The sequence below is a fragment of the Aneurinibacillus thermoaerophilus genome (genome assembly GCF_900099925.1).
GTDB lineage: Bacteria > Bacillota > Bacilli > Aneurinibacillales > Aneurinibacillaceae > Aneurinibacillus > Aneurinibacillus thermoaerophilus.
Window position 1 is genome coordinate 16558 of sequence record NZ_FNDE01000021.1, and the last position, 20668, is coordinate 37225.

A 20668-nucleotide genomic window follows, 5' to 3' on the forward strand; every position below is an offset into this window, starting at 1 on the left:
AAAAGCCGATATGCTGAAAATATCTGTAAGACAGAGGAAACAAGCAGAGTGTAAGGATGAAGAAGAGCTTAGATTGAGTCTTAGAAGAGCGGAGCCTAGGAAGAAAATCTGTCTGTATTTGAACGGAACAGACGAACCCGGGGCTGTGCGGCCCCGGGTTTTTGTCCTTTCTTTTCTTCTTTGGCCCTCTTCCAAATATGAGGAGAGGTGAAAACATGATATTTACCCCATCTTTATCCGAAGTGTTGCAACTTAGCCGCAGCTTTACGTTTATTCCTGTCTCCTATTCCTTTTTGGCTGACCAGGCTACCCCAATTCATTTGTATCAGACGCTAAAACAAAAAGATTCGTTTTTATTGGAAAGTGTAGAAAATGAAAGTCGTTGGGCACGTTACTCATTTATCGGCCTGCGTCCTTTTTTAAAACTTCGTGCCGGACATGAGGGGGCCGAATTTATATACCGTGATGCCAAGCGCATCAGGGTAGAAGGGAATCCTTTAGAAGCATTTCGGCGTCAACTTAGCCGTTTTCGCAGTCCAAATCTACCGAACATGCCGCCATTTACAGGCGGTGCGGTCGGTTTGCTTGGTTACGATACGCTCCGTTTTGTAGAAATGTTGCCTAAAGCCTCGCATGACGAATTGCAGCTGGATACGTTGCATTTACTGTTTGTCGACGAGGTGATTGCATACGATCATCTTAAACAGGAAGTCAAGGTAATCGTGAATATGCGGGTGAAAGAGGGGATGTCAGAGGCGGACGTACGAGCCGCGTACGAAGCTGCATGTGGGCGTATTCGCGAACTGGTAAGCCGGATCGCGAAGTCGGAGACCCGGGCATTTGCGCGTGTGGATAACATTCCGTCTGAAGGCATACCGCTTGCCGCAGTCAGCAACATGACAAAGCAGGAGTTTATGTGCCGGGTGGAGCGGGCAAAAGAATACATCGCGGCAGGCGATATTTTTCAGGTAGTGTTATCTCAGCGTTTTGCTGTACCGCACAAGGCGGATCCGCTGCTGGTGTACCGCATTCTCCGGCTGACGAACCCGTCGCCTTATATGTACTATTTTGAAATAGACGGTGCGACGATCGTCGGCACGTCGCCGGAGCTTTTGGTGAAAGTAACAGATGGCAAAGTGGAAATGCGTCCGATTGCGGGCACGCGGCGCCGGGGGATGGATGAAGCGGAAGACGCGGCGCTTGTCGCCGATATGCTTGCCGATGAGAAAGAGCGCGCGGAACATCTTATGCTACTGGATTTGGGGCGTAACGATGTCGGACGTGTTTCCCGTTACGGCAGCGTCGAAGTGACCGAGCAAATGGTGGTCGAGTACTATTCACGAGTCATGCATCTTGTATCTCACGTCCAGGGAACGCTTGCCGAAGATAAAGAACCGTTTGATGCTCTCCTATCTTGTTTTCCAGCAGGTACGCTCTCAGGTGCCCCAAAAATCAGGGCAATGGAAATTATTGCGGAGTTGGAGGGCGAAGCGCGCGGCTTTTATGGCGGCGCGGTAGGGTATTTTGGTTTTGGCGGTAATCTTGATTCTTGCATTGTTATTCGTACCATCCTGTTTAAAGATGGTATGGCGTATGTGCAGGCCGGTGCCGGCATCGTCGCTGATTCCATACCTGAGAATGAATACGAAGAGACACGGAACAAGGTGCGGGCGATGCTGCATGCGCTGAGCTTAGCGGAGAAAATGACGAGCGTAGAGGAGATGAGTGCACATGTTTAAACAGTTGCTTGGCCAGGTGGCCCAAGGGAAGTCATTAACGCGGGAAGAAGCGCGGGAGGCGATGCGTCTGATTATGGACGGGGAGGCGCACCCGACGCAAATTGCCAGTTTTTTAACCGCTTTACGCATGAAAGGTGAAACGGTGGATGAAATTATTGGCTTTGTAGAAACGATGCGCAAGAAAGCGGTCAGTCTGGAGACAAAAGGCGAAGAGCTTCTTGATACGTGCGGAACGGGCGGGGATGGTGGTATCTCGTTCAACATCTCGACAGCGGCGGCCATTGTAGCCGCGGCGGGTGGTGCCCGCGTTGCCAAGCATGGCAATCGAGCTGTATCCAGTAAAAGCGGCAGCGCGGATGTTCTTGAAGCGTTGGGCGTCACGATTACAAGTTCATCAAAAGAAGCGATTCGTTGCTTGGAAGAGACAAATCTTTGCTTTTTGTTCGCACCGCAGTACCATCAGGCGATGAAACACGCGGTTGAACCCAGGCGCCAGCTAGGTTTTCGCACCGTGTTCAATCTGCTGGGACCGCTGACGAATCCGGCGTGCGCCGAACGTCAATTGCTTGGCATTTACGATAGAAACCTGGGGGTAAAGGTGGCGGAAGTGCTGGTGGAACTGGGTGTCAAGCGCGCGCTTGTGGTGGCGGGCGCGGACGGTTTAGATGAAATTAGCATAAGTGGATTTACTTATGTGGTGGAAGTTGATTGCGGGATGATTTCTCCATATACGATTCACCCGGAAATGTTTGGTCTGTCCGTTCATCCTCTGGAAAATGTAGCAGGGGGGGACGCTGTCGAAAACGCGCGGATTATTCGTCGCGTTTTTGATGGGGAGAAGGGAGCATATCGCGATATTGTCGTGTTGAACACGGCTGCTGCATTTTATGTCGGTGGTCAGGTCGCCTCTATCGGAGAAGGTGTTCGGCTTGCGCAGGAGATGATCGATATTGGGGAAGCGAAGCGGAAGCTTGAACAGCTTGTAGAAGTGACGGGAGGTGTTAGCCATGCTTCATAAGATTGTGGCTACAAAAAAGCAAGAAGTGGAGCGGTTGCGCGCGGAAGTTTCCTTGGCGGAAATGGAACGGCTGATAGCAGACTTGCCGCCGTGTTTATCGCTGAAGCGTCGTTTCTTAGAACGGAGACGTCCCGTCGGCGTCATTGCTGAAGTGAAGAAAGCGTCCCCTTCCAAAGGGCTTATCCGCGATCCGTTCGATCCGCTCGCCATCGCACGTGCGTATGAAGCGGCGGATGTGGAAGGGATGTCGGTGCTTACGGACGCGCCGTATTTTCAAGGACACTTATCGTATTTACGTAATATTAAAGAAGGGCTAACGAAGTCAATTCCGCTTTTGCGCAAAGATTTTCTTATTGACCCGCTTCAATTGTACGAGGCGCGGGCGCACGGTGCTGATGTCGTGTTGCTTATCGCTGCGATCCTCGATAAAAAAAGCTTGTGTTGGATGGCGGAGGAAGCCCGGGCGCTGGGACTCGAGATTTTGGTCGAGGTGCATACGGCAGAAGAGCTTGATACGGTGCTTGATGCGGTCGAACCAGATTTACTTGGCATTAACAATCGGGATTTGAAAACATTCACCACGTCGCTTGCGACGACGCTGAACCTTCTCGGACAATTGCCGCAGTCAACTGTGACGATTAGCGAAAGCGGCATTCATTCGCCGGATCATATCATGACCCTTATGGAAGCTGGGATTGATGGAGTGCTGGTCGGGGAGCATTTCATGCGGCAAGCGAACGTAGAGCAGGCCGTTTGCTCTCTTGTTGGACACGCGGCTTATGCTAGCAAGGGGGCCAGCCGATGAGGCCTTTATTGAAAATTTGTGGCATTACAGAAGAAGCGACGCTTGCGCTGATTGCGGAACGGAATCTTCACGTTGATCAGCTCGGCTTCGTGTTCGCCGAAAGCCGTCGCAAAGTCACGCCCGCTGAATGGGAGAGACTGGCGCATACCGTGCCGTTTGGTGCGCGTTCGGTGGGCGTATTTGTTAATCCTTCACTGCAAGAAATTGCGGAAGTATTCCGCGCCGCTCCGCTTGATATCATCCAGCTGCATGGCGATGAAACGCCGGAATTTTGCCGGGAAGTGCGGAGGCGGTTCAAGTGTGCCGTTACGAAAACGTTCAGCATTTCAGATGGGAAAGAGGAGCGCAGGGGGCAGGATGGAACGCGGCATGTAATCGAGTATGCAGGAACCGTTGATTATGTCTTGCTGGATACAGCGTGCGGCGCGCGCCGCGGAGGGACGGGGAGAACGTTTGCTTGGGAGCGGATTGAAGAGTATCATACTTGGGCCAAAGCGCATAATCTACCGCTTTTGGTTGCAGGTGGGCTTAATGCGGGGAATATCGCAGCGCTGCTCCGGCGGTATCGGCCGGACGGCGTTGATATTTCCAGCGGCGCAGAGACACAAGGGCGAAAAGACATCGAAAAAATACAGACGATTATCGAAAGGATGGATGAGTATGAGCAGAGTGCAGTTGAGTAAGAAAAGCAAAGGGCGGTTTGGCGCGTTCGGCGGCCGGTACGTTCCGGAGACGCTGGTAAATGCGCTTGACGAACTGGAAGCGGCGTACGAAGAGGCGCTGTATGATAAGACATTTCAGGAAGAACTTGCGGAATTGTTGCAGCGGTATTGCGGGCGGCCAACGCCGCTTTATTTTGCCGAACGTTTGACCGAGAAGTTGGGTGGCGCGCGCATATACCTGAAGCGTGAAGATTTAAACCATACCGGCGCCCATAAAATCAATAATGCGCTGGCTCAGGGGCTTCTTGCTAAAAGAATGGGCAAACGGGAAATTATCGCCGAGACGGGAGCCGGACAGCACGGCGTGGCGACGGCTACGGTCGCAGCGCGTCTCGGGCTTTCATGCAAAGTGTTTATGGGTGAGAAAGACATGGAGCGGCAGAAGCTGAATGTGTTCCGTATGGAATTGCTCGGGGCGGAAGTGGTACCGGTCACATCGGGTACGCGAACGCTAAAAGACGCTACGAGTGAAGCCATCCGTTTCTGGGTTGGCAATGTAGATACAACCTTTTATATCATTGGAACTGTAACCGGCCCCCATCCGTACCCGCAGATGGTGCGCGATTTCCAGCGCGTTATCGGCGACGAGACAAAGATGCAAATGCTTGAACAGGAGCGCCGCTTGCCGGATTATATTGTCGCTTGTGTAGGCGGTGGCAGCAACGCGATGGGCATTTTTTATCCGTTTCTTGAAGATAATGATGTATCACTGATTGGTGTGGAAGCGGCTGGCCAGGGGCTGGAGACGAAGAAGCACGCAGCGACGCTGACGAAAGGAAGCCGGGGTGTGCTTCATGGTACGATGACCTATTTGTTGCAGGATGAGTTCGGACAAATTATCGAACCCCATTCCATCTCCGCCGGGCTAGACTATCCAGGCGTGGGGCCAGAACACGCCTATTTGCGCGAAACCGGGCGGGCTGAGTACCGCGCGATTACCGACGAGGAAGCGCTGGCCGCGCTCAGATTGTTGTGCCGCGAAGAAGGCATCATTCCCGCTCTAGAAAGCGCACATGCGATTGCGGAAGCGGTAAAGCTAGCGCCGACGCTGGCAAAAGACCAAGTGATTGTCGTTTGCTTGTCCGGTCGGGGGGATAAAGATGTGACACAAATTTATGAACGGGAAGGGAGAAAGTGCTGATGATGAATGTAAAAACGGGAGCTGAACGGATTATCGCCGCATTTTCTGCTGGGAAGCAGGCGTTTATACCTTTTATTACGGCAGGCTATCCTACGCCGAATATAACAGTGGAACTGGCGCTTGCATTGCAGGAGGCGGGTGCGGCCCTTTTGGAGCTTGGCGTGCCATATTCCGACCCGCTTGCGGACGGACCGACGATCCAGCGGGCGTCCGCACAGGCTTTATCCTATGGGGTTACCATTCGACGTGCGCTCGAACTTGCAGCGGATATGCGCGCGCGCGGATTGCGCATCCCTGTTGTGTTGTTTACATATATTAACCCGGTGCTTCAGTATGGAGAAGAAAGAGTATTTAAAGAGATGGAAGCGGCCGGGGTGGATGGCTTGCTCATTCCGGATCTGCCACCGGAAGAAGCTGAAAATATTGAACGGCTGGCTGAAGAATTCAATCGCCCGCTTATCTTCATGGTAGCTCCTACTTCGGAGCAGCGAGTCGCGATGATTGCGACCCGTGCCAAGGGATTTTTGTACTGTGTATCTTCGCTTGGTGTTACAGGGGTTCGCTCCGCGCTCGATCCGGGCTTGACTCGTTTCCTTGCTCGGGTGCGGCAATACGCATCTGTACCTGTAGCGGTCGGATTCGGCATTTCTACAGCCGAGCAGGCCAGTTTGGTCGCGTCGTACAGCGACGGATTTATTGTTGGAAGCGCCTTGCTTGAAAAAATCAAGGAGGCGGAGCCACTGCTTTTAAATCCGGAAACAAAAGAAGAAGGTTTTTGTATAATAAAAAGATTTGTAAAACAATTGCAATCTAGGGTATGATGGATGACAAATAAAATAAATTGGGCAAGAGGTGAGAGTATGATTCCAAAAACCCGGATTGTAAACTTGCCTGTGTATGAACCAGGCAAACCGATCGAGGATGTAAAGCGGGAACTAGGTTTAACTGAAGTGATCAAGCTTGCATCCAATGAAAACCCCTTCGGTTGCTCGCCAAGAGTAAAAGAGACAATCGTGTCACAGCTTGACAACTTGCCGATTTATCCGGACGGCGCCTGCCTTGAATTACGTTCTGCGCTTGCTTCTTTTTTGAATGTAAAAGAAGAAGAGCTTATTTTTGGCAATGGTTCGGACGAAATAGTGATGTTACTTGCCCGCGCGTATTTAGAGCCAGGTACGAATACCATAATGGCAGCCCCGACGTTTGTCGTGTACAAAACGAACGCAACGATCGAAGGTGCAGAAGTGATTGAAGTTCCGTGCGTTGAAGGCAAGCATGATTTGAACGGTATGCTGGCGAAAGTGAATGAGAATACGCGCGTCGTATGGGTGTGCAATCCGAATAATCCGACCGGAACGATCGTGACGGAAGAAGAGCTTATCCGCTTCCTGGATCAAGTGCCGGAGCATGTGCTTGTTGTGCTGGACGAAGCGTATGTAGAGTATGTAAAAGATGACGCGTTCCCGCGTTCGCTGGAGCTTTTGAGAAAATACAAAAATCTAATTATTCTGCGCACATTTTCAAAAATTTATGGTCTTGCGGCGCTGCGCGTCGGCTATGGCATAGCGGCAGAGGAAATTATTGATAAACTAAACCGCGTGCGTGAACCGTTTAACGTAAACCATCTCGGTCAAAAAGCGGCCCTCGCCGCACTGGCGGATCAGGAATTCGTCGCACGTTGCAAAGCGGCCAATATGGAAGGATTGGAGCAAGTGTACGCAGGACTGGACGAGATAGGCGTTCCGTATTACCGTTCGGAAACAAACTTCGTATATGCGATAGTGGAGCGGGATACAAAAGAGGTTTTTCAAGAGATGTTGAAACAGGGTGTAATTATTCGCGCGTTCCCGCAGGCGATTCGTGTGACGATCGGAAGCAAAGAGCAAAATGAGAAAATGCTGGCTGCATTGAAAGCGGTGTTGGCCCCCGCGAAACAATAATGCCCTGCATGAAGCAGATGCAAAGTGGAGGAGAAAGCAGACGTATGACAGAAATTGCAATTCTAGGGGTAGGGCTCATCGGGGGGTCGTTGGCCCTTTCCCTGAAAAAAAACGAAAATGTACATGTTACTGGATTTGATGTAGTGGAAGAGAATTTGCGCATGGCCGAGTCCCTCGGCGTTATTGACAGAGGAACGACACATTTGGCCGAAGCGGTGGTGCAGGCCGATTATATTTTTTTATGCGCTCCTGTGGGCAAACTGCAGGAGTTGATTTCTTTCCTGCGCTATACACCTCTGAAAAAAGGCGCGGTCATTTCAGATACTGGCAGCACAAAAGTGTCCATCATGGAGCTATCGCACGGGTTTGCACAACGGGGCGTATATTTTATCGGCGGACATCCGATGGCCGGTTCTCATAAGTCAGGTGTGGAAGCTTCCCATGATCGTTTATTTGAGAATGCGTATTACGTTCTAACGCCGGCTGAGGATACGCCTAAGACGATCGTGAATGAGCTGACCCGGCTGCTGGCTCCGACGCGCGCGAAAGTGGTGCTGATGGATGCAAAAAAGCATGATGAGGTAGTCGGTGCGATCAGTCACTTTCCGCATATTATCGCGTCCACGCTGGTTAACCAGATCGCTTCGTACAACGATGAAGAAGATTGGTACCGCAGCCTGGCGGCGGGCGGATTCCGCGATATTACCCGCATCGCTTCCAGTAACCCACGGATGTGGCGCGACATTTTGCTGAACAACCGGCAGGTCATGAAAAAGCTAGCTGAAGATTGGAAAAAGACGCTCGAGCGGATTTCTGACTTAATTGAAAAAGCGGACGGGGAAGGGATTGAGAAGTTTTTTGCTGATGCCCGCCGGTTTCGTGATGGATTGCCAGAAAAGAAAAAGGGAGCTCTTTCCCCCTATTTTGATTTATATGTCGATGTACCGGATGAACCGGGGGTCATTGGCCGAATAACGACTTTGCTTGGAAAGCAAAATATTAGCATTACAAACATCCGGATTTTAGAGACACGGGAAGACATTCTTGGGGTATTGCGGATTTCGTTTCGCAGTCAGGAAGATATGGAAAAAGCGAGGGCCGCACTGCAAGCTGAAGGGTATGGCGTATATGAGCGTGAGTAGGAAGGTGGATGACATGAAAAAAATACAAGGCGTAAACAGCGTCCGGGGCGAGGTTACAGTTCCCGGCGATAAATCGATTTCGCACCGGGCTGTGATGTTTAGCGCGCTGGCAGAAGGAACGACAACCATCGAAGGATTTCTTCCGGGTGCCGATTGTTTAAGCACGATTTCTTGCTTTCGCAAAATGGGCATTGATATTGAACAGGAAGGCGAGCATGTGCGTATCACGGGGAAAGGTTGGTACGGTCTGACGGAGCCGGCAGAGGTTCTGGATGTCGGAAACTCCGGTACGACGATCCGCCTGATGCTGGGCATTCTGGCAACTCAACCGTTCCATAGCGTGCTTGTAGGCGATGAATCCATTGCCCGTCGTCCAATGGGACGGGTCACGATTCCGTTGCGCCAGATGGGTGCTGATATCGCAGGAAGACAGAACGGGGGCTTCACGCCATTATCCATTCGCGGCGGAAACTTAAAAGGAATTGAGTATCGTTCCCCGGTGAGTAGCGCCCAGGTGAAATCGGCGGTGCTGCTGGCAGGATTGCAGGCAGAAGGAGAGACTGTGCTGTATGAACCGGGATTGTCGCGCGACCATACGGAACGGATGCTTCGTTCATTCGGTATAGAAGTACAATCATTTGAAGGCGGTGTGCGTGTCCGCGGCGGGCAGCGCCTTGTGTCGCCCGGTCGTATTCAAGTTCCTGGAGATATTTCTTCGGCAGCGTTCTTGCTGGTAGCGGCTGCGATTTTGCCGGGCAGTCATCTTATGATTCGTAATGTTGGTATGAATCCAACCCGGACCGGTATTATTGATGTATTGAAAGAGATGGGCGCCGATTTGATTCTGTACAACGTGCGGGAGACGAACGGTGAACCGGTAGCCGATATTGAAATTAAGCATGCGCCGCTTAGAGGCATAGAAATCGGCGGAGCTATCATTCCGCGCCTGATTGATGAGATCCCTGTCATTTCGGTGTTGGCGACGCAGGCAGAAGGTGTTACGGTTATCCGTGATGCAGCCGAATTAAAAGTAAAAGAAACGAACAGGATTGATACGGTGGTAGCGGAACTCGGCAAGCTTGGTGCGGATATTGAACCGACGGAAGACGGCATGATCATCCGAGGCAAAACACGACTTACGGGTGCTACGTGCGATAGCCATGGCGATCACCGGATCGGCATGGCGGCAGCGGTTGCTGCGCTGGCGGCTTCAGGAGAGACAACCATTCAAAATACTGAGTCCATCAATGTATCGTTCCCGGGATTTTTTACAAAGTTAGAACAAACGATTGAATGAATCATTTAAAAAATTAAATAAATCTGAATAAGTTATTGACTTTTTACCGTTTTTTTCTATAATGGAGATTATAGTATGGTTTCTCTCCACTCCTATCCATATATGGGAACTTCCCATACCGCTTCGTCTATCATGGCGAAGCGGATTTTTTTTGTCGAATCAAAACACGGTTGTTGCTATTTGAAAAGAAAAAAAATCCGGCTGCCAGTTCTTCAGGCTTATTTCCGGATTTTCGTCCCAGAGATGTCATTCATTCGCCCTGAGGAAGTCTGAGTGACTATCTATGTTATGCAAACAGACTTCCATTTTTGGTTGCAGCGTTTTTTAAAAGCATTCGGATGACCGGTACGTCCGCTTTTAGCAATGAATTTTACTGCGCGCAGACATTCTTTGCTTCATTACAACATTAATCAGACGGTCTACCTCTTTGCTTGCTGCCAGCACCTTTTCATCCCGCAAATTCTTATTCGCTTGAATGTAAAGAGAGTGCATCGAGCGCCGCTTTTCCATAATGAGATGAATTAATCTCTTTTCTTCCATCTATAACCACGCCTCCTTGATAAGTCGCATGATTTGATATCTTTATCCAGTCACATGTCTCATTGTATTACTTCGTCCGGTGCCAGAAAAGCCCTAATCAATCGACAAATTATAACAGAATATTTTTCTAGCATTTTTTTTTCGACGCCTCATATGCATGTAGAAATGGACATGTTATGACGTTGTAAAACGTTATCGTGGCGCTTGGCAGCACCTGAAGCGACCTGAAACAAAGCGAATAAACGGAGGGATAAGATGGAATTTATCGTGCGCGGTGTGACCATTGTAAATCCGGAACGCTGTTTTACGGCTGATGTCTGGGTGAAAGGAGAAAAAATTTATTATATTCACGAACATATTGCTCCGAAACCGCCGATAAAAGAGATAGATGGAAGTGAACAATATATGCTGCCTGGCTTTTTCCATTTCGGTTCTTCGCTCGGCAGCACGCGAACAACCAATGATGAATTTAAGGAAGTACAGAAGTCCTGGTTAAAAAAGGGGTTTACAATTTATGTTGATGAGCTTACGATAGTTCATGTGCCTGATTGGCGCAAATGGTTAGGATATGAGTTGGCTATGCATCATAACAGCCGCCTTGCGCATCGCGTCCGGCTTCGTGTGCCGTATCGGCACGTAAGCGAAGCGCTTATCAGAAGCGTATTGGCGCATCGTATTCCTATGCTGGAGATGATGGTGGCCCCATCCGATGAATTGACAGGGTCATTCTGGTCCATCCTCCTTGCCGGCTTTGCAAAATACCGCCTTAGCGTAAAGATTTCGTTTACCGGGGAATGGTCTCTGCGTGAGAAAAAGCGCTGGTTATGCGATAAGCTTTCTCTCCTTGTTTCCATGCTGGAAGGGCGGGGGATTCCGCTTGTGCTGGACGAAGACGAAGGGATCATTCGCTTCCTTTCCTCTGTAAAATATTTGCCCTGGGGATATGTCGCCTGGGAAATGAACAATCGTTCGTCCCTTTCGTTTCGCTGGAAACAGTTTGGCCAGGTTTCGCTGGCTTATGCCTATACGGAACAGGAGGAGAAGCGTGAACACAGGCTGCGCCGCTTGGTGGAAGCTGGAGCCCGGCTTCCCGCCAAGCTGTTTTCTGCTTATCCGGACAAAGGAGCGATCGTACCTGGCACAGAAGCTGACTTTTTTTTGCTTCCAAAAAAAAATTTGGCGAATGATGCAACATTTTGGAGCCCTACTTTCGTCTATACGAAAGGAAGAAGAAGCAAACAATTATTTTTTGCAACGGTATAGCAAACTTCAACTTTTTATCTTTAGATGTTTTTAGATAATGGAGATATCGTTTTTTACAGAGCGTAATAGTAGGGAAGCAAAGAGAAAAGAACAGATATGTAGATATGCTCCCCGGAGCTGCCGAATTTTCATGGGGTATATGGGTGGCGCCGGGGAGGATTGGGAGTCAATGAAGGGGGGAACCGATCTTGGCTAGTATTGATTCTCAGTTAACTGACTCTCAGTTGATCCGTGAGATTAAAGACGGTCGGGTAGACTATTATGCTGAACTTATCAACCGTTATGAGCGCAGAATTCTCGCTTTTATTCTTCATATGTTAAAAAGTTATAATATGGAAAATTTGGCGGAAGATTTGACGCAGGAGACATTTTATAAGGCGTTTCGCAGCCTGCAAACGTTCAGGGATGTAGAAGCATCGTTTTCCACTTGGCTGTATACGATTGCCCGTAATACCGTATTAAGCGAATTACGAAAGAGTCGGAATTCCGAGGTATATCTCGAAGATAGCAAGCAACAGCCTGCGCGTATCGCGCTCGATAAGTTGCCGGAACAGGAACTGCTTCGCACGGAACGTGTGCATCTCGTGCGCCAGGCGATTAACCGATTGCCTGAAAAACAGCGCACAGCCCTTATTCTTCGGGAATACGAACAATTGGATTATAAAGAAATCGCTATGATTCTAAATTCCACCGTAAGTTCTGTTAAGTCTCTTTTGTTTCGCGCCCGTCATAGTATTAAGCAACAGTTAGAACCATACATATTGGACACAGCGCTCGATGAAGCGGAAGGAATGAGATAGGCATGAATTGTAAAACCTTTCGACGACTGCTGCCGGACTATATGGAAGGCAAGTTATCTTCCTCGCTTGAAGAAGAAGTGGAGGAGCACCTCGAACAGTGCCCGGCTTGTCAGGAAGAGCACGCTGTTTACATAGATTCGAATCAGACGTTCCTTCATTCCCCTGTTTTGCCTGCCGCATATGAACATGTTACAGTTTCTGATAAAGTGATGGAGCGAATTCTAAAAGAAAATAAATGGGCATCTCCTGCGCCGGAACACGCCAGGCCTATTTCACCTGTGGTGCGTCGGCTGATTACCGGTTTCGCATTTGCTGCGTTGCTTGCCTGTCTGTTACCTTTGATTATGCTTGGACAGCAGTTAAATGAGGCCATGCAGGCGATGCCCATAGATACAGCGACGGACACGGTTCTATCGGCAGAGGCGTTGTCGCTTGTGCCAGATGCGGGTAAAGGAGCTGGAAAAAACGCTCAATACGGTGTGATCGCCAGCCTTGCTGATCCGATTCCATACAGTTTGTCTGCCAAAGAACGTGTGCCTCGCATTCATTATGGTTTACTTATGGCGTTATTTGGTATACTGGTTACTGTGATCAGCATGAACTGGCTTTCGCGCGTGAAGAAACATACAGGCTGACCGTTCGTTCCGGACGGTTTTTCTTTTTGATGAAGTAAGAAAGCATATGTCATCGTGCAGTGAAAAAGTACCTAATTAGCGCAAAAAGAACCGGGAGGTTTTGCATGGAGCAAAAATGGCAGAAACGGCTGAATCAGGCTCTCGCTTTGCTTGAAGCTGGAGAAATTGCAGGAGGGCTTGAGGGCCTTGAAGAGTTGAAAGAAGAATATTCTGGAAATACTGAGCTTGAGATGCAGCTTGTTACTATATATCATGAGTTAGGACATCATGAGACGGCGCTTGCGATATTAGATAAGCTGGAAGCGCAGTGCGGCGGACAGAGCGAAGAGGCGTGGCACGAAATAGCTGTGTATCGGGCATCGCTATATATTGATTTGGACAGGCTGCAGGAAGCAATGGATATATTGCTTGCTATAAAGGAAGGAGGAACGGATGATTACCGTGTATACGCTTTGCTTGGCGAAGTGTTCTTACTTGAAGGTCTTGAAGAAGTAGCGATCCGGTATTTGGAGCGGGCTGCCGAACTTGCGCCGGACAACGAGGAAGTTCAATATTTATTGGGCAAATTGTACGCCGAGCAGGGAGAAAGTGGACGGGCGATGGAGAAGTGGCAGGCGCTTAAAAGATTTGAAGATGATGCGGCCATTTTATTAGAACGAGCCCGCATGGCAGCACGACAGGGGGAGTTCGAGACAGCGCTTGCGTTATACGAAAAAGCAGCGGAAAGCGAAGAAGTGCCAGAAGCATTGTACGGAGCGGGGATGATCGCATATCAAACGGGAAACTGGCAGCGGGCAGTACGAAGTCTTGCGCGTCTGATTGAAGTCGATCCTGATTATGTGGTCGCTTACCCGTTGCTCGCGGAAGCACTATGGAAGTTAAACATGCGTGAACAGGCGCTGGTAATTTATGAACGGGCGCTTGCGCTCCATGTTGAAGAAGAAGAGTTGTTATGCGGATATTTGCGTCTCGTTGTTACGATGGAAGAATGGGCCAGGGCCGAAAATGCGCTTTCGCGCCTGTATAAATTGGATGAAGAGGCTGCGGCATATTGGTACTGGCGGGGACGTGTGGCAGAAGCAAAAGGAGATAAGGAAGAGGCGCTGCTGTCTTATGAGCGGGTACTATCGACCGAAGATGAGTTTTGGGATACGCGGCAAAGGTATGAGGATTTGCGTCAGCAGATAAACGGACAGTAAAAATGAGCGCGGTTGTCCGATGGGACACGAGGTATAGTCTGCTTTTCTTTCTGTCAATAATGACAGGTAACAGAGGATAATCGCGAAAGGTGAGATGAGGGTGAATCTGGCTGACACGCTTGTATATGCCGATATCCGGCAGCTTCATCAACTTGCTTCTATTTATAACTTGGAATGCAATCGTAATTCGAAACATGAGCTTATTCAAAGTCTCCATAACCGTTTGACTTCTGCTGCTTTTTTTCAAGATTTGCATAAAGGGCTAAACTGGGAGGAGAAGCGTTTTTTGCTCCCGATTATTTATGAGCGGAAAAAGGAATATACGCGTGAAGCGCTGCTGAGCCGGGCACGGAAAGCATATTGTGAGAAGATCGAACACAATGAACACGAGGAGCTGCTTCATAAAGCGCTGGAGCGCGGGTGGTTATTCCGCATGCAAAAGCAATTTGCCCCAACATTTACAATGCCTGAGGATTTGCGACATCGTTTTCGGGAAATTTTTGTTAAAGAAGTGCGTGCACTTGCATATGGTAATTATACGAAGCCAGATTTATACCGCGAAGACACGTATGTAATGGCTCATGATTTGCAAAAGTTTTTGCTATATGTACAAACACATCGTGTACCGCTGTCCAAGGAAGGGGTAATGTATCGTAAGCAGCAACAAAAAATGATGGAACTGATGTCTGTACGCGAAAATTTGACTGATGGAAAGGAATGGCGTTTCGGATACGGAAGGAGATTCCGGGATTATCCCGACCGCCTGGCTCTGTTGTATGATTTTGCACACTATAGGCAATGGTTAAGCGAGCGGGAAGAAGAATTGGTGTTAACTGATGAAGGCATGCGGCAGGTGGCTTGTCAGGAGCAGGGAAGAGAAGAAAGAGCGGAGCGCCTTGTCGAGTTTTGGTTGTTATCTTACAAAAAAGCAATTCCTTCGATTGAAAGTTTGTGGAAGTTAGTAGCTTGCGTTTGCGAGGCGGAATGGTTGGAAGAAGAGAGCCTTATTTGTGCGTTGCGGAACTGGGTTCTTCCCTTTTATTACGATTCACAAGAAGCTGTGATCCGTCGCCGCTTGCTAGCCATGATGGTTCATCTTGGACTTTTGCGCCGGGGCATGTTTCCTGAAGGAAAGGTTGTTTATAGTCTAACAAGTTGGGGTAAATCTTTATTAGATACTAGATAAGTTATAAAATTGTAACTAATACAAGGACACATTACGCAGGTGGGAATATGATAAAGTAGGAAGGTCGTCATTCTTCTTTGTGGAACAGAGCATAGGTGACGCAAAGTTGTTTAATTCTGAATATTGTGGTTATTTTAGGCGCAAGGAGTAAGAAGGCGTTCGACACAGTGAGTAAACATCTATACATTCGGCTACACGGTGCAACATTGATTTGGAGGGAAAACCAATGGGAAAGCAAAAGCTAAACCTTGTTCATCCTTCGACGTTCAGTTTGTTGGCAGAAATGATTTTGGATGAAGCGATTCGCAAATACCGACTTGATACCTTGTATAAGCATATTGATGAGGCACTGGAAGCAGGAGATGAAGCGAAATTTAAGGAACTTAGCAGCGAGTTGAAAAAAATGTTGGATGAAGAAGTGAATGAGTAGCGTTTCTCAGGCAGTTTATGGTAAGCTAAACCCGGAATCTCCGGGTTTTTTTAGTAAAGGAAAAAGGCGAGCGACAACGCCCGCGAGTCTTTTTCATAATTTTGAAAAGAAAACGAAAGGAAAGAAGGGAAAATCATGCGGTGGAAAACGGAAGATATGGAGCAAATGATCGGAATGGAAGAATATGTGGACACGCTTGTTTACCCTGTATGCGTCTTGGGTACTTGTTGGGATATCAATTGGGTAAAGCAGCAGCTTTGGTTGGAGAGAGTATGTGGTTATGTAGAAAGACAGTTGACCGGGCGTCTTTTTTTGTTCCAGCCGTTAAGCGTTATATCTAAAAAAGAAAGTTCCGTGAAGATTGCCTGTGATTTCATCGCACAAAATATTTATGGTCTTATCGACAGATTTCCACATTGTTTAGTGGTTACAAATGATAGCGCTATGTCGACAGCATTAATGAAAAAACAGATCAATACCTATATTGTTTCTGCACCGCCAGAAGAGAAAACGGATTCAAAAACATTTTTGGAAAAAGCGCGGCACGAAAGCGATCGGCTTGTAAAACACTGTATTGCACTGTGGCTATGATGAATAGAAAGCAAATTGTGACAAATTATATAACAAGAAGAAAAGCGCAACAATCTATATTCTTTCCTCGGATGCAAATTCTTGACAGTTCATTCCCCCTTTCAGTATGATGATTATGTCCTGGTAAAGATGTGTTGTAGCATATGCAGCCATTATCATAAGGATAGGAGGTTAGAGTATGAGTGAACGAGACAACAAGGGGGTATCCAGAAGACAATTTCTCAATTATTGTCTCACTGGAGTCGGTGGGTTTTTAGCGTCTGGGATGTTAGCACCGATGATTCGATTCGCGATCGATCCCGCGCTGCAAAAAGCAGACGCGGCCGGCGGAAAAATTCCTGTAGCGAGCTTAAGCGAAATTACCGAAGAGCCGAAAAGTTTCAATTTCAAGAAGAAAATTAAAGATGTTTGGACCGGCGAGCATGAGACTCCTCTAACAGCCTGGGTGTACAAACAGGGCGATCAAGTGATTGCGCTTTCACCAATTTGTAAACATTTGGGGTGTACAGTAAGCTGGAACACGAGTCCAGAGCATAAAAACCAATTCTTCTGTCCATGTCATTTGGGACGTTATGAGAAGAACGGAAAAAACGTGCCTGGGACGCCGCCAATGAAACCGCTTGATCAGTATGAGGTCGAAGTGAAAGGCGGCAAAGTACTGCTTGGTGATGTTAAGGCAAACACGATTGCAGAGGGGGCATAATGTGACATGATTCGCAAAGTGTATGATTGGGTTGACGAGCGTCTCAATGTGACCCCGATGTGGCGTGACATTGCAGACCACGAAGTGCCTGAGCACGTAAACCCGGCCCATCATTTTTCGGCGTTTGTTTATTGTTTCGGTGGACTTACATTTTTTATCGTTGTCATTCAAATTTTGTCCGGTATGTTCCTGACCATGTATTATGTGCCCGATATTAAAAACGCATACGAATCCGTTAAGTATTTGCAGAACGAAGTAGCTTTTGGGGTCATTGTTCGCGGTATGCATCACTGGGGTGCAAGTCTTGTCATTGTTATGATGTTTCTACATACGCTGCGCGTATTTTTTCAAGGAGCATATAAACGTCCGCGTGAATTGAACTGGGTTGTAGGGATGTTAATTTTCTTCGTTATGCTGGGATTGGGTTTTACAGGGTACTTGCTTCCTTGGGATGATAAGGCGTTTTTTGCGACGAAGGTAGGTATCCAGATTGCCGAACAAGTGCCGTTAATTGGCGGATTTATCAAAATATTGCTACAAGGTGGTCCGATTGTCGGTGCCGGAACGCTCGCGCGTTTCTTTGCGATCCATGTGTTCTTCCTGCCCGGCGCTTTGCTTGCTCTTCTGGGCGCACACTTTATTATGATTCGGAGACAGGGAATTTCTGGACCGCTATAAGATGGGGTTCGATCTAAGGATAAGGGGGGTAAAAGAATGGCAAAGCATGACAAGACGATTGAGTATGTCGGTGACTCGCGCGTGCCCGCGAAACGGACGCCGAACATCGCTCCGTCTTATGCAGAATTTCCGGGCAAATCCGAAGCGTTTTGGCCCGACTTCTTATTGAAAGAATGGATGGTTGCTGCGGTTGTTCTAATCGCTTTTCTTATCCTCACCGTTAGCCATCCGGCGCCGCTTGAAGACAAAGCAGACCCGAACAATGCAAGCTACATTCCGCTTCCGGACTGGTACTTTCTGTTTTTGTATCAGCTGCTGAAATATCCATGGCAATCTGGGAACTGGGTCGTATTTGGGGTTGTGGTTATCCCGGGCATCGCGTTTAGCGCGCTGCTTCTGGCTCCATGGCTTGATACATCGCCGGAGCGTAAGCCGTCCAAGCGTCCGGTGGCGACAGGTCTTATGTTGCTTGCATTGGTGAGCATCTTCTATCTAACCTGGGCTGCGGTTGATGAGCACAACCGTTTACATCCAGAACCGGCTCCGGGCGCAGGTGGAGTGGCAGCGAAACCACCTGCTGACTTTAAATCGGATCCGATTTGGACAAAACAAGCAAGCTGTCAAGGTTGCCATGGCGCGAATATGGAAGGCGGACAAGGCCCGGCGCTCTGGAATGTCGGAAGTCGCCTGGACGAAAAACAAATCCGCGATGTGATTACGCATGGACGCGGCGGCATGCCACCTGGTATGTTCCAGGGCTCTTCGGAAGAGCTTGATCAGCTTGTTAAATACCTGGCTGGCCTGAAAGGCGATGGTCAAGGCGCGGCTCCGGCACCGAACGGCGGTACGGTGGCTCCTGCTGAACCAAAGGCAGGAGGCGGCGAAAGCGCTGCGGCACCGACCGGTGGCACAGCCGAGGAAGGCAAAACGATAGCAAACCAGTGCATGGCTTGCCACGGACAGGATTTGAATGGTGGTGCTGGAGCACCGACTCTTCATGGTGTAGTTGATAAGCTAAAGCCGGAAGGTGTGGCTGAAGTGCTTAAGAACGGCCGTGGCGGTATGCCGCCGATTGGCGCATCTTGGTCTGATCAGCAAATGAGCTCGATGATTGAGTACTTAAAAACGCTAAAATAAACGAAAAGAGGCCAGATGGGAAACCGTCTGGTCTTTTTTGGCGGAGAAAATACATAATAAAGGATGAGTAGCATGACAACATTGTGGAAATGGTTTATGGCTTCTTTGCGCGCTTCTTGGTTTCTCTGGACAATGATTATCGTTAACGGTCTAGGTTCGATCTATGGTTTTATCTGGTACGCATATCAGCTGGAGTCGACTTCGCCCGCTTTTTTACGGTTGTTCGTACCGGATAGCCCGACAGCGAGCACGTTGTTCACCTTAGTGCTCATCGCTTTGCTTGCCGGACGTAGCATTCCGTCTTTGGAGGCGTTCGCGGCGGTGCTGAATTTTAAATACGGTGTCTGGGCTGTTGCTGTGATTATCGCTGGCGCCGCGCTCGGAGACGAGCTGAATTGGCAGCATTACATGCTGATGTTTTCACATGGCGGTATGGCGCTGGAATCTTTGTTGTACGCTCGTTTTTATACGCTTAAGATGGGCCATATTTTCTGGGTAGCTGCTTGGACACTGCTCAATGATTTGCTCGACTATACGCTCGATATTCATCCATGGCTGGCGGATGAATTGGAGCCGTATGATCAAATCGTAGGTTTTGCGACGTTTGGGCTAAGCCTTTTTAGCCTTTGGTTGATATACACTCTTGTTCAATATCATCGGCGGTTCGCCCGATAATAAGCATATCCTTGTCCTTTTCCCCATACATATGTAAGTAAGAAGGGGAGGACGAGTCGTGAAAAAAATTGTTTTTATCGTAATGAGTGTTGCTTTCCTTTTTATGGCCTTGTATACAGGATGGATGGTGCTGGGTAAACGTGTCTCCTCCACCCAAGTGCCCGAACAAACGCTGTCTGCATACCAGCGAATGGATCAGTTGTCGCAGGATATTTATCAGCTAACAAAAGAGGAAAAATACAGTGAAGCGAAGCAAAGCCTGACGGAGCTTGGTGTGCTGTTTGCGGAAACGAAGCCGCCGAAAGGACTTTCTCTTGAAGCGGTAAATGCGCTTTCTGATACGATACTGAAAGCGAAGCGGGCGTTTGCCGCTGTGGAACCTGAATCGGATCGTTTGCTCTGGCACGCGCTTCAAGTGCGCCTTTCGATCGACAGTTTGACGCATGAGAGGCAGCCATTATGGAAGAATTATTACAACTCGTATAAGGAACATATCAATAAAATGATACTGCTGGCAGCCGGACGGAAGGAAAGCGATTTTTCTCGGACGTTTATGCAAAATTTGCAGCTATACCAGACACTAAAGCCTGCGTTTACTGTTTCCGCCACCGCACAGCAGATAGAAATGCTGTATTCGATTTACAGTTTTTTATTGCAGGAAACAAGAAAAGCCCAATACAACTGGGACGCGATTGCAAATGCGCTCAATGAATTGAATCGAGTTGTAGACGCCATATTTGTTGGCGAAGACACTTCCGCTTTCGCATTAGGTATGCCGCCGGAATCGCCGTTCTTAATTATCGCTCTTTTTGCCTCTGTTATTTTTACTGCCTTAGGTTATGTCGGATGGAAAAAGTATAAGGCAGAGCAGAATCTGAAGAAGAAAAGAAGAAGAGAGTTGTAACTTTTCGACTTGCTACTACATCTGCCTCTTCTTCTCGCGCTTGTATTAACTTATTGCATATTATCTATCCGCCCTTCTTCGGCAAAAGCGGCATCCGCAAAACATCTGGGCCGAGACGGTTGT

General features: G+C 48.6%; 21 protein-coding genes and 2 pseudogenes. 22 read left to right on the forward strand and 1 reads right to left on the reverse strand.

The genetic code is table 11. The annotated features are described in order from the left end of the window. The first annotated feature begins 218 nt into the window (after positions 1-218). Genes trpE through aroA form a run of 9 tightly spaced genes read left to right on the forward strand, consistent with a single transcriptional unit; the run spans position 219 to position 9804 of the window. Positions 219-1739 carry an anthranilate synthase component I gene (trpE, locus tag BLR88_RS11290; protein WP_057900368.1) on the forward strand — a complete coding sequence of 507 codons (1521 nt, stop codon included), beginning with the start codon at positions 219-221 and terminating at the stop codon, positions 1737-1739. Further along, positions 1732-2757, forward strand: coding sequence for an anthranilate phosphoribosyltransferase (gene trpD, locus BLR88_RS11295; protein WP_057899294.1), 1026 nt, complete (start codon positions 1732-1734; stop codon positions 2755-2757). Before trpE ends, trpD begins: the two co-directional genes overlap by 8 nt. Then, positions 2747-3562, forward strand: coding sequence for an indole-3-glycerol phosphate synthase TrpC (trpC, locus tag BLR88_RS11300; RefSeq protein ID WP_057899293.1), 816 nt, complete (start codon positions 2747-2749; stop codon positions 3560-3562). The genes trpD and trpC overlap by 11 nt, the downstream gene beginning before the upstream one ends. After that, positions 3559-4245 carry a phosphoribosylanthranilate isomerase gene (locus BLR88_RS11305; protein WP_057899292.1) on the forward strand — a complete coding sequence of 229 codons (687 nt, stop codon included), beginning with the start codon at positions 3559-3561 and terminating at the stop codon, positions 4243-4245. The genes trpC and BLR88_RS11305 overlap by 4 nt, the downstream gene beginning before the upstream one ends. Next, the gene (trpB, locus tag BLR88_RS11310; protein WP_057899291.1) at positions 4223-5425 is read left to right on the forward strand and encodes a tryptophan synthase subunit beta; all 1203 of its coding nucleotides are present in this window, start codon (positions 4223-4225) and stop codon (positions 5423-5425) included. The genes BLR88_RS11305 and trpB overlap by 23 nt, the downstream gene beginning before the upstream one ends. After that, positions 5425-6246 (forward strand): tryptophan synthase subunit alpha, encoded by an 822-nt coding sequence (gene trpA, locus BLR88_RS11315; RefSeq protein WP_236781880.1) that lies wholly within the window; start codon positions 5425-5427, stop codon positions 6244-6246. The genes trpB and trpA overlap by 1 nt, the downstream gene beginning before the upstream one ends. Positions 6247-6285: 39 nt before the next feature. After that, positions 6286-7365 carry a histidinol-phosphate transaminase gene (gene hisC / locus BLR88_RS11320; protein ID WP_057899290.1) on the forward strand — a complete coding sequence of 360 codons (1080 nt, stop codon included), beginning with the start codon at positions 6286-6288 and terminating at the stop codon, positions 7363-7365. A 44-nt stretch (positions 7366-7409) separates the two neighbouring features. Beyond that, positions 7410-8507 (forward strand): prephenate dehydrogenase, encoded by a 1098-nt coding sequence (locus BLR88_RS11325; protein WP_091260713.1) that lies wholly within the window; start codon positions 7410-7412, stop codon positions 8505-8507. Between the two features lie 13 nt (positions 8508-8520). Then, the gene (aroA, locus tag BLR88_RS11330; protein ID WP_057899289.1) at positions 8521-9804 is read left to right on the forward strand and encodes a 3-phosphoshikimate 1-carboxyvinyltransferase; all 1284 of its coding nucleotides are present in this window, start codon (positions 8521-8523) and stop codon (positions 9802-9804) included. A 357-nt stretch (positions 9805-10161) separates the two neighbouring features. Here the strand turns inward: aroA and BLR88_RS11340 are convergent, their stop codons facing one another. Beyond that, positions 10162-10344 (reverse strand): aspartyl-phosphate phosphatase Spo0E family protein, encoded by a 183-nt coding sequence (locus BLR88_RS11340; protein WP_057899287.1) that lies wholly within the window; start codon positions 10342-10344, stop codon positions 10162-10164. Between the two features lie 255 nt (positions 10345-10599). On the opposite strand from BLR88_RS11340, the gene BLR88_RS11345 reads away from it, so the two are divergent. The 13 genes and pseudogenes from BLR88_RS11345 (at position 10600) to BLR88_RS11400 (ending at position 20545) form a co-directional block, all read left to right on the forward strand. Beyond that, complete coding sequence (locus tag BLR88_RS11345) at positions 10600-11607, forward strand: amidohydrolase family protein (protein WP_057899286.1); 1008 nt, start codon at positions 10600-10602, stop codon at positions 11605-11607. A gap of 188 nt (positions 11608-11795) precedes the next feature. Next, positions 11796-12407 (forward strand): RNA polymerase sigma factor, encoded by a 612-nt coding sequence (locus tag BLR88_RS11350; RefSeq protein ID WP_236781879.1) that lies wholly within the window; start codon positions 11796-11798, stop codon positions 12405-12407. 2 nt (positions 12408-12409) lie between these two features. Next, entirely contained in the window at positions 12410-13042 is a 633-nt protein-coding gene (locus BLR88_RS11355; protein ID WP_057899285.1) for a zf-HC2 domain-containing protein, read from the forward strand. Between the two features lie 104 nt (positions 13043-13146). After that, positions 13147-14241: a tetratricopeptide repeat protein gene (locus tag BLR88_RS11360; RefSeq protein ID WP_057899284.1), complete on the forward strand. Its 1095-nt coding sequence runs from the start codon at positions 13147-13149 to the stop codon at positions 14239-14241. A 100-nt stretch (positions 14242-14341) separates the two neighbouring features. Then, positions 14342-15427 (forward strand): hypothetical protein, encoded by a 1086-nt coding sequence (locus BLR88_RS11365; protein WP_091260715.1) that lies wholly within the window; start codon positions 14342-14344, stop codon positions 15425-15427. Between the two features lie 226 nt (positions 15428-15653). Further along, positions 15654-15857 carry an IDEAL domain-containing protein gene (locus BLR88_RS11370; protein ID WP_057899282.1) on the forward strand — a complete coding sequence of 68 codons (204 nt, stop codon included), beginning with the start codon at positions 15654-15656 and terminating at the stop codon, positions 15855-15857. 135 nt (positions 15858-15992) lie between these two features. Next, complete coding sequence (locus tag BLR88_RS11375; protein WP_057899281.1) at positions 15993-16448, forward strand: DUF2487 family protein; 456 nt, start codon at positions 15993-15995, stop codon at positions 16446-16448. 178 nt (positions 16449-16626) lie between these two features. After that, positions 16627-17151, forward strand: a complete 525-nt coding sequence (locus tag BLR88_RS11380) for a ubiquinol-cytochrome c reductase iron-sulfur subunit (RefSeq protein WP_057899280.1) — start codon at positions 16627-16629, stop codon at positions 17149-17151. Positions 17152-17157: 6 nt separating this feature from the next. Next, entirely contained in the window at positions 17158-17829 is a 672-nt protein-coding gene (gene qcrB / locus BLR88_RS11385; protein ID WP_057899279.1) for a menaquinol-cytochrome c reductase cytochrome b subunit, read from the forward strand. A 36-nt stretch (positions 17830-17865) separates the two neighbouring features. Beyond that, positions 17866-18636: pseudogene (locus BLR88_RS11390) on the forward strand (c-type cytochrome); the annotation flags it as partial. A 117-nt stretch (positions 18637-18753) separates the two neighbouring features. Then, positions 18754-18966, forward strand: a pseudogene (locus tag BLR88_RS20145) (c-type cytochrome); the annotation flags it as partial. A 72-nt stretch (positions 18967-19038) separates the two neighbouring features. Continuing rightward, positions 19039-19641 carry a DUF1405 domain-containing protein gene (locus tag BLR88_RS11395; protein ID WP_057899278.1) on the forward strand — a complete coding sequence of 201 codons (603 nt, stop codon included), beginning with the start codon at positions 19039-19041 and terminating at the stop codon, positions 19639-19641. 58 nt (positions 19642-19699) lie between these two features. Continuing rightward, the gene (locus tag BLR88_RS11400; RefSeq protein ID WP_057899277.1) at positions 19700-20545 is read left to right on the forward strand and encodes a sporulation protein YpjB; all 846 of its coding nucleotides are present in this window, start codon (positions 19700-19702) and stop codon (positions 20543-20545) included. Positions 20546-20668: the final 123 nt, after the last annotated feature.

Coding starts and splice junctions, on each gene's coding strand:
- BLR88_RS11305 (WP_057899292.1), top strand. CDS start 3,559: ATGAGGCCTTTATTGAAAATTTGTGGCATTACAGAAGAAGCGACGCTT.
- hisC (WP_057899290.1), top strand. CDS start 6,286: ATGATTCCAAAAACCCGGATTGTAAACTTGCCTGTGTATGAACCAGGC.
- BLR88_RS11355 (WP_057899285.1), top strand. CDS start 12,410: ATGAATTGTAAAACCTTTCGACGACTGCTGCCGGACTATATGGAAGGC.
- qcrB (WP_057899279.1), top strand. CDS start 17,158: ATGATTCGCAAAGTGTATGATTGGGTTGACGAGCGTCTCAATGTGACC.
- BLR88_RS11395 (WP_057899278.1), top strand. CDS start 19,039: ATGACAACATTGTGGAAATGGTTTATGGCTTCTTTGCGCGCTTCTTGG.
- BLR88_RS11325 (WP_091260713.1), top strand. CDS start 7,410: ATGACAGAAATTGCAATTCTAGGGGTAGGGCTCATCGGGGGGTCGTTG.
- aroA (WP_057899289.1), top strand. CDS start 8,521: ATGAAAAAAATACAAGGCGTAAACAGCGTCCGGGGCGAGGTTACAGTT.
- BLR88_RS11380 (WP_057899280.1), top strand. CDS start 16,627: ATGAGTGAACGAGACAACAAGGGGGTATCCAGAAGACAATTTCTCAAT.
- BLR88_RS11360 (WP_057899284.1), top strand. CDS start 13,147: ATGGAGCAAAAATGGCAGAAACGGCTGAATCAGGCTCTCGCTTTGCTT.
- trpB (WP_057899291.1), top strand. CDS start 4,223: ATGAGCAGAGTGCAGTTGAGTAAGAAAAGCAAAGGGCGGTTTGGCGCG.
- trpC (WP_057899293.1), top strand. CDS start 2,747: ATGCTTCATAAGATTGTGGCTACAAAAAAGCAAGAAGTGGAGCGGTTG.
- BLR88_RS11370 (WP_057899282.1), top strand. CDS start 15,654: ATGGGAAAGCAAAAGCTAAACCTTGTTCATCCTTCGACGTTCAGTTTG.
- trpD (WP_057899294.1), top strand. CDS start 1,732: ATGTTTAAACAGTTGCTTGGCCAGGTGGCCCAAGGGAAGTCATTAACG.
- BLR88_RS11340 (WP_057899287.1), bottom strand. CDS start 10,344: ATGGAAGAAAAGAGATTAATTCATCTCATTATGGAAAAGCGGCGCTCG.
- BLR88_RS11375 (WP_057899281.1), top strand. CDS start 15,993: ATGCGGTGGAAAACGGAAGATATGGAGCAAATGATCGGAATGGAAGAA.
- trpA (WP_236781880.1), top strand. CDS start 5,425: ATGATGAATGTAAAAACGGGAGCTGAACGGATTATCGCCGCATTTTCT.
- BLR88_RS11345 (WP_057899286.1), top strand. CDS start 10,600: ATGGAATTTATCGTGCGCGGTGTGACCATTGTAAATCCGGAACGCTGT.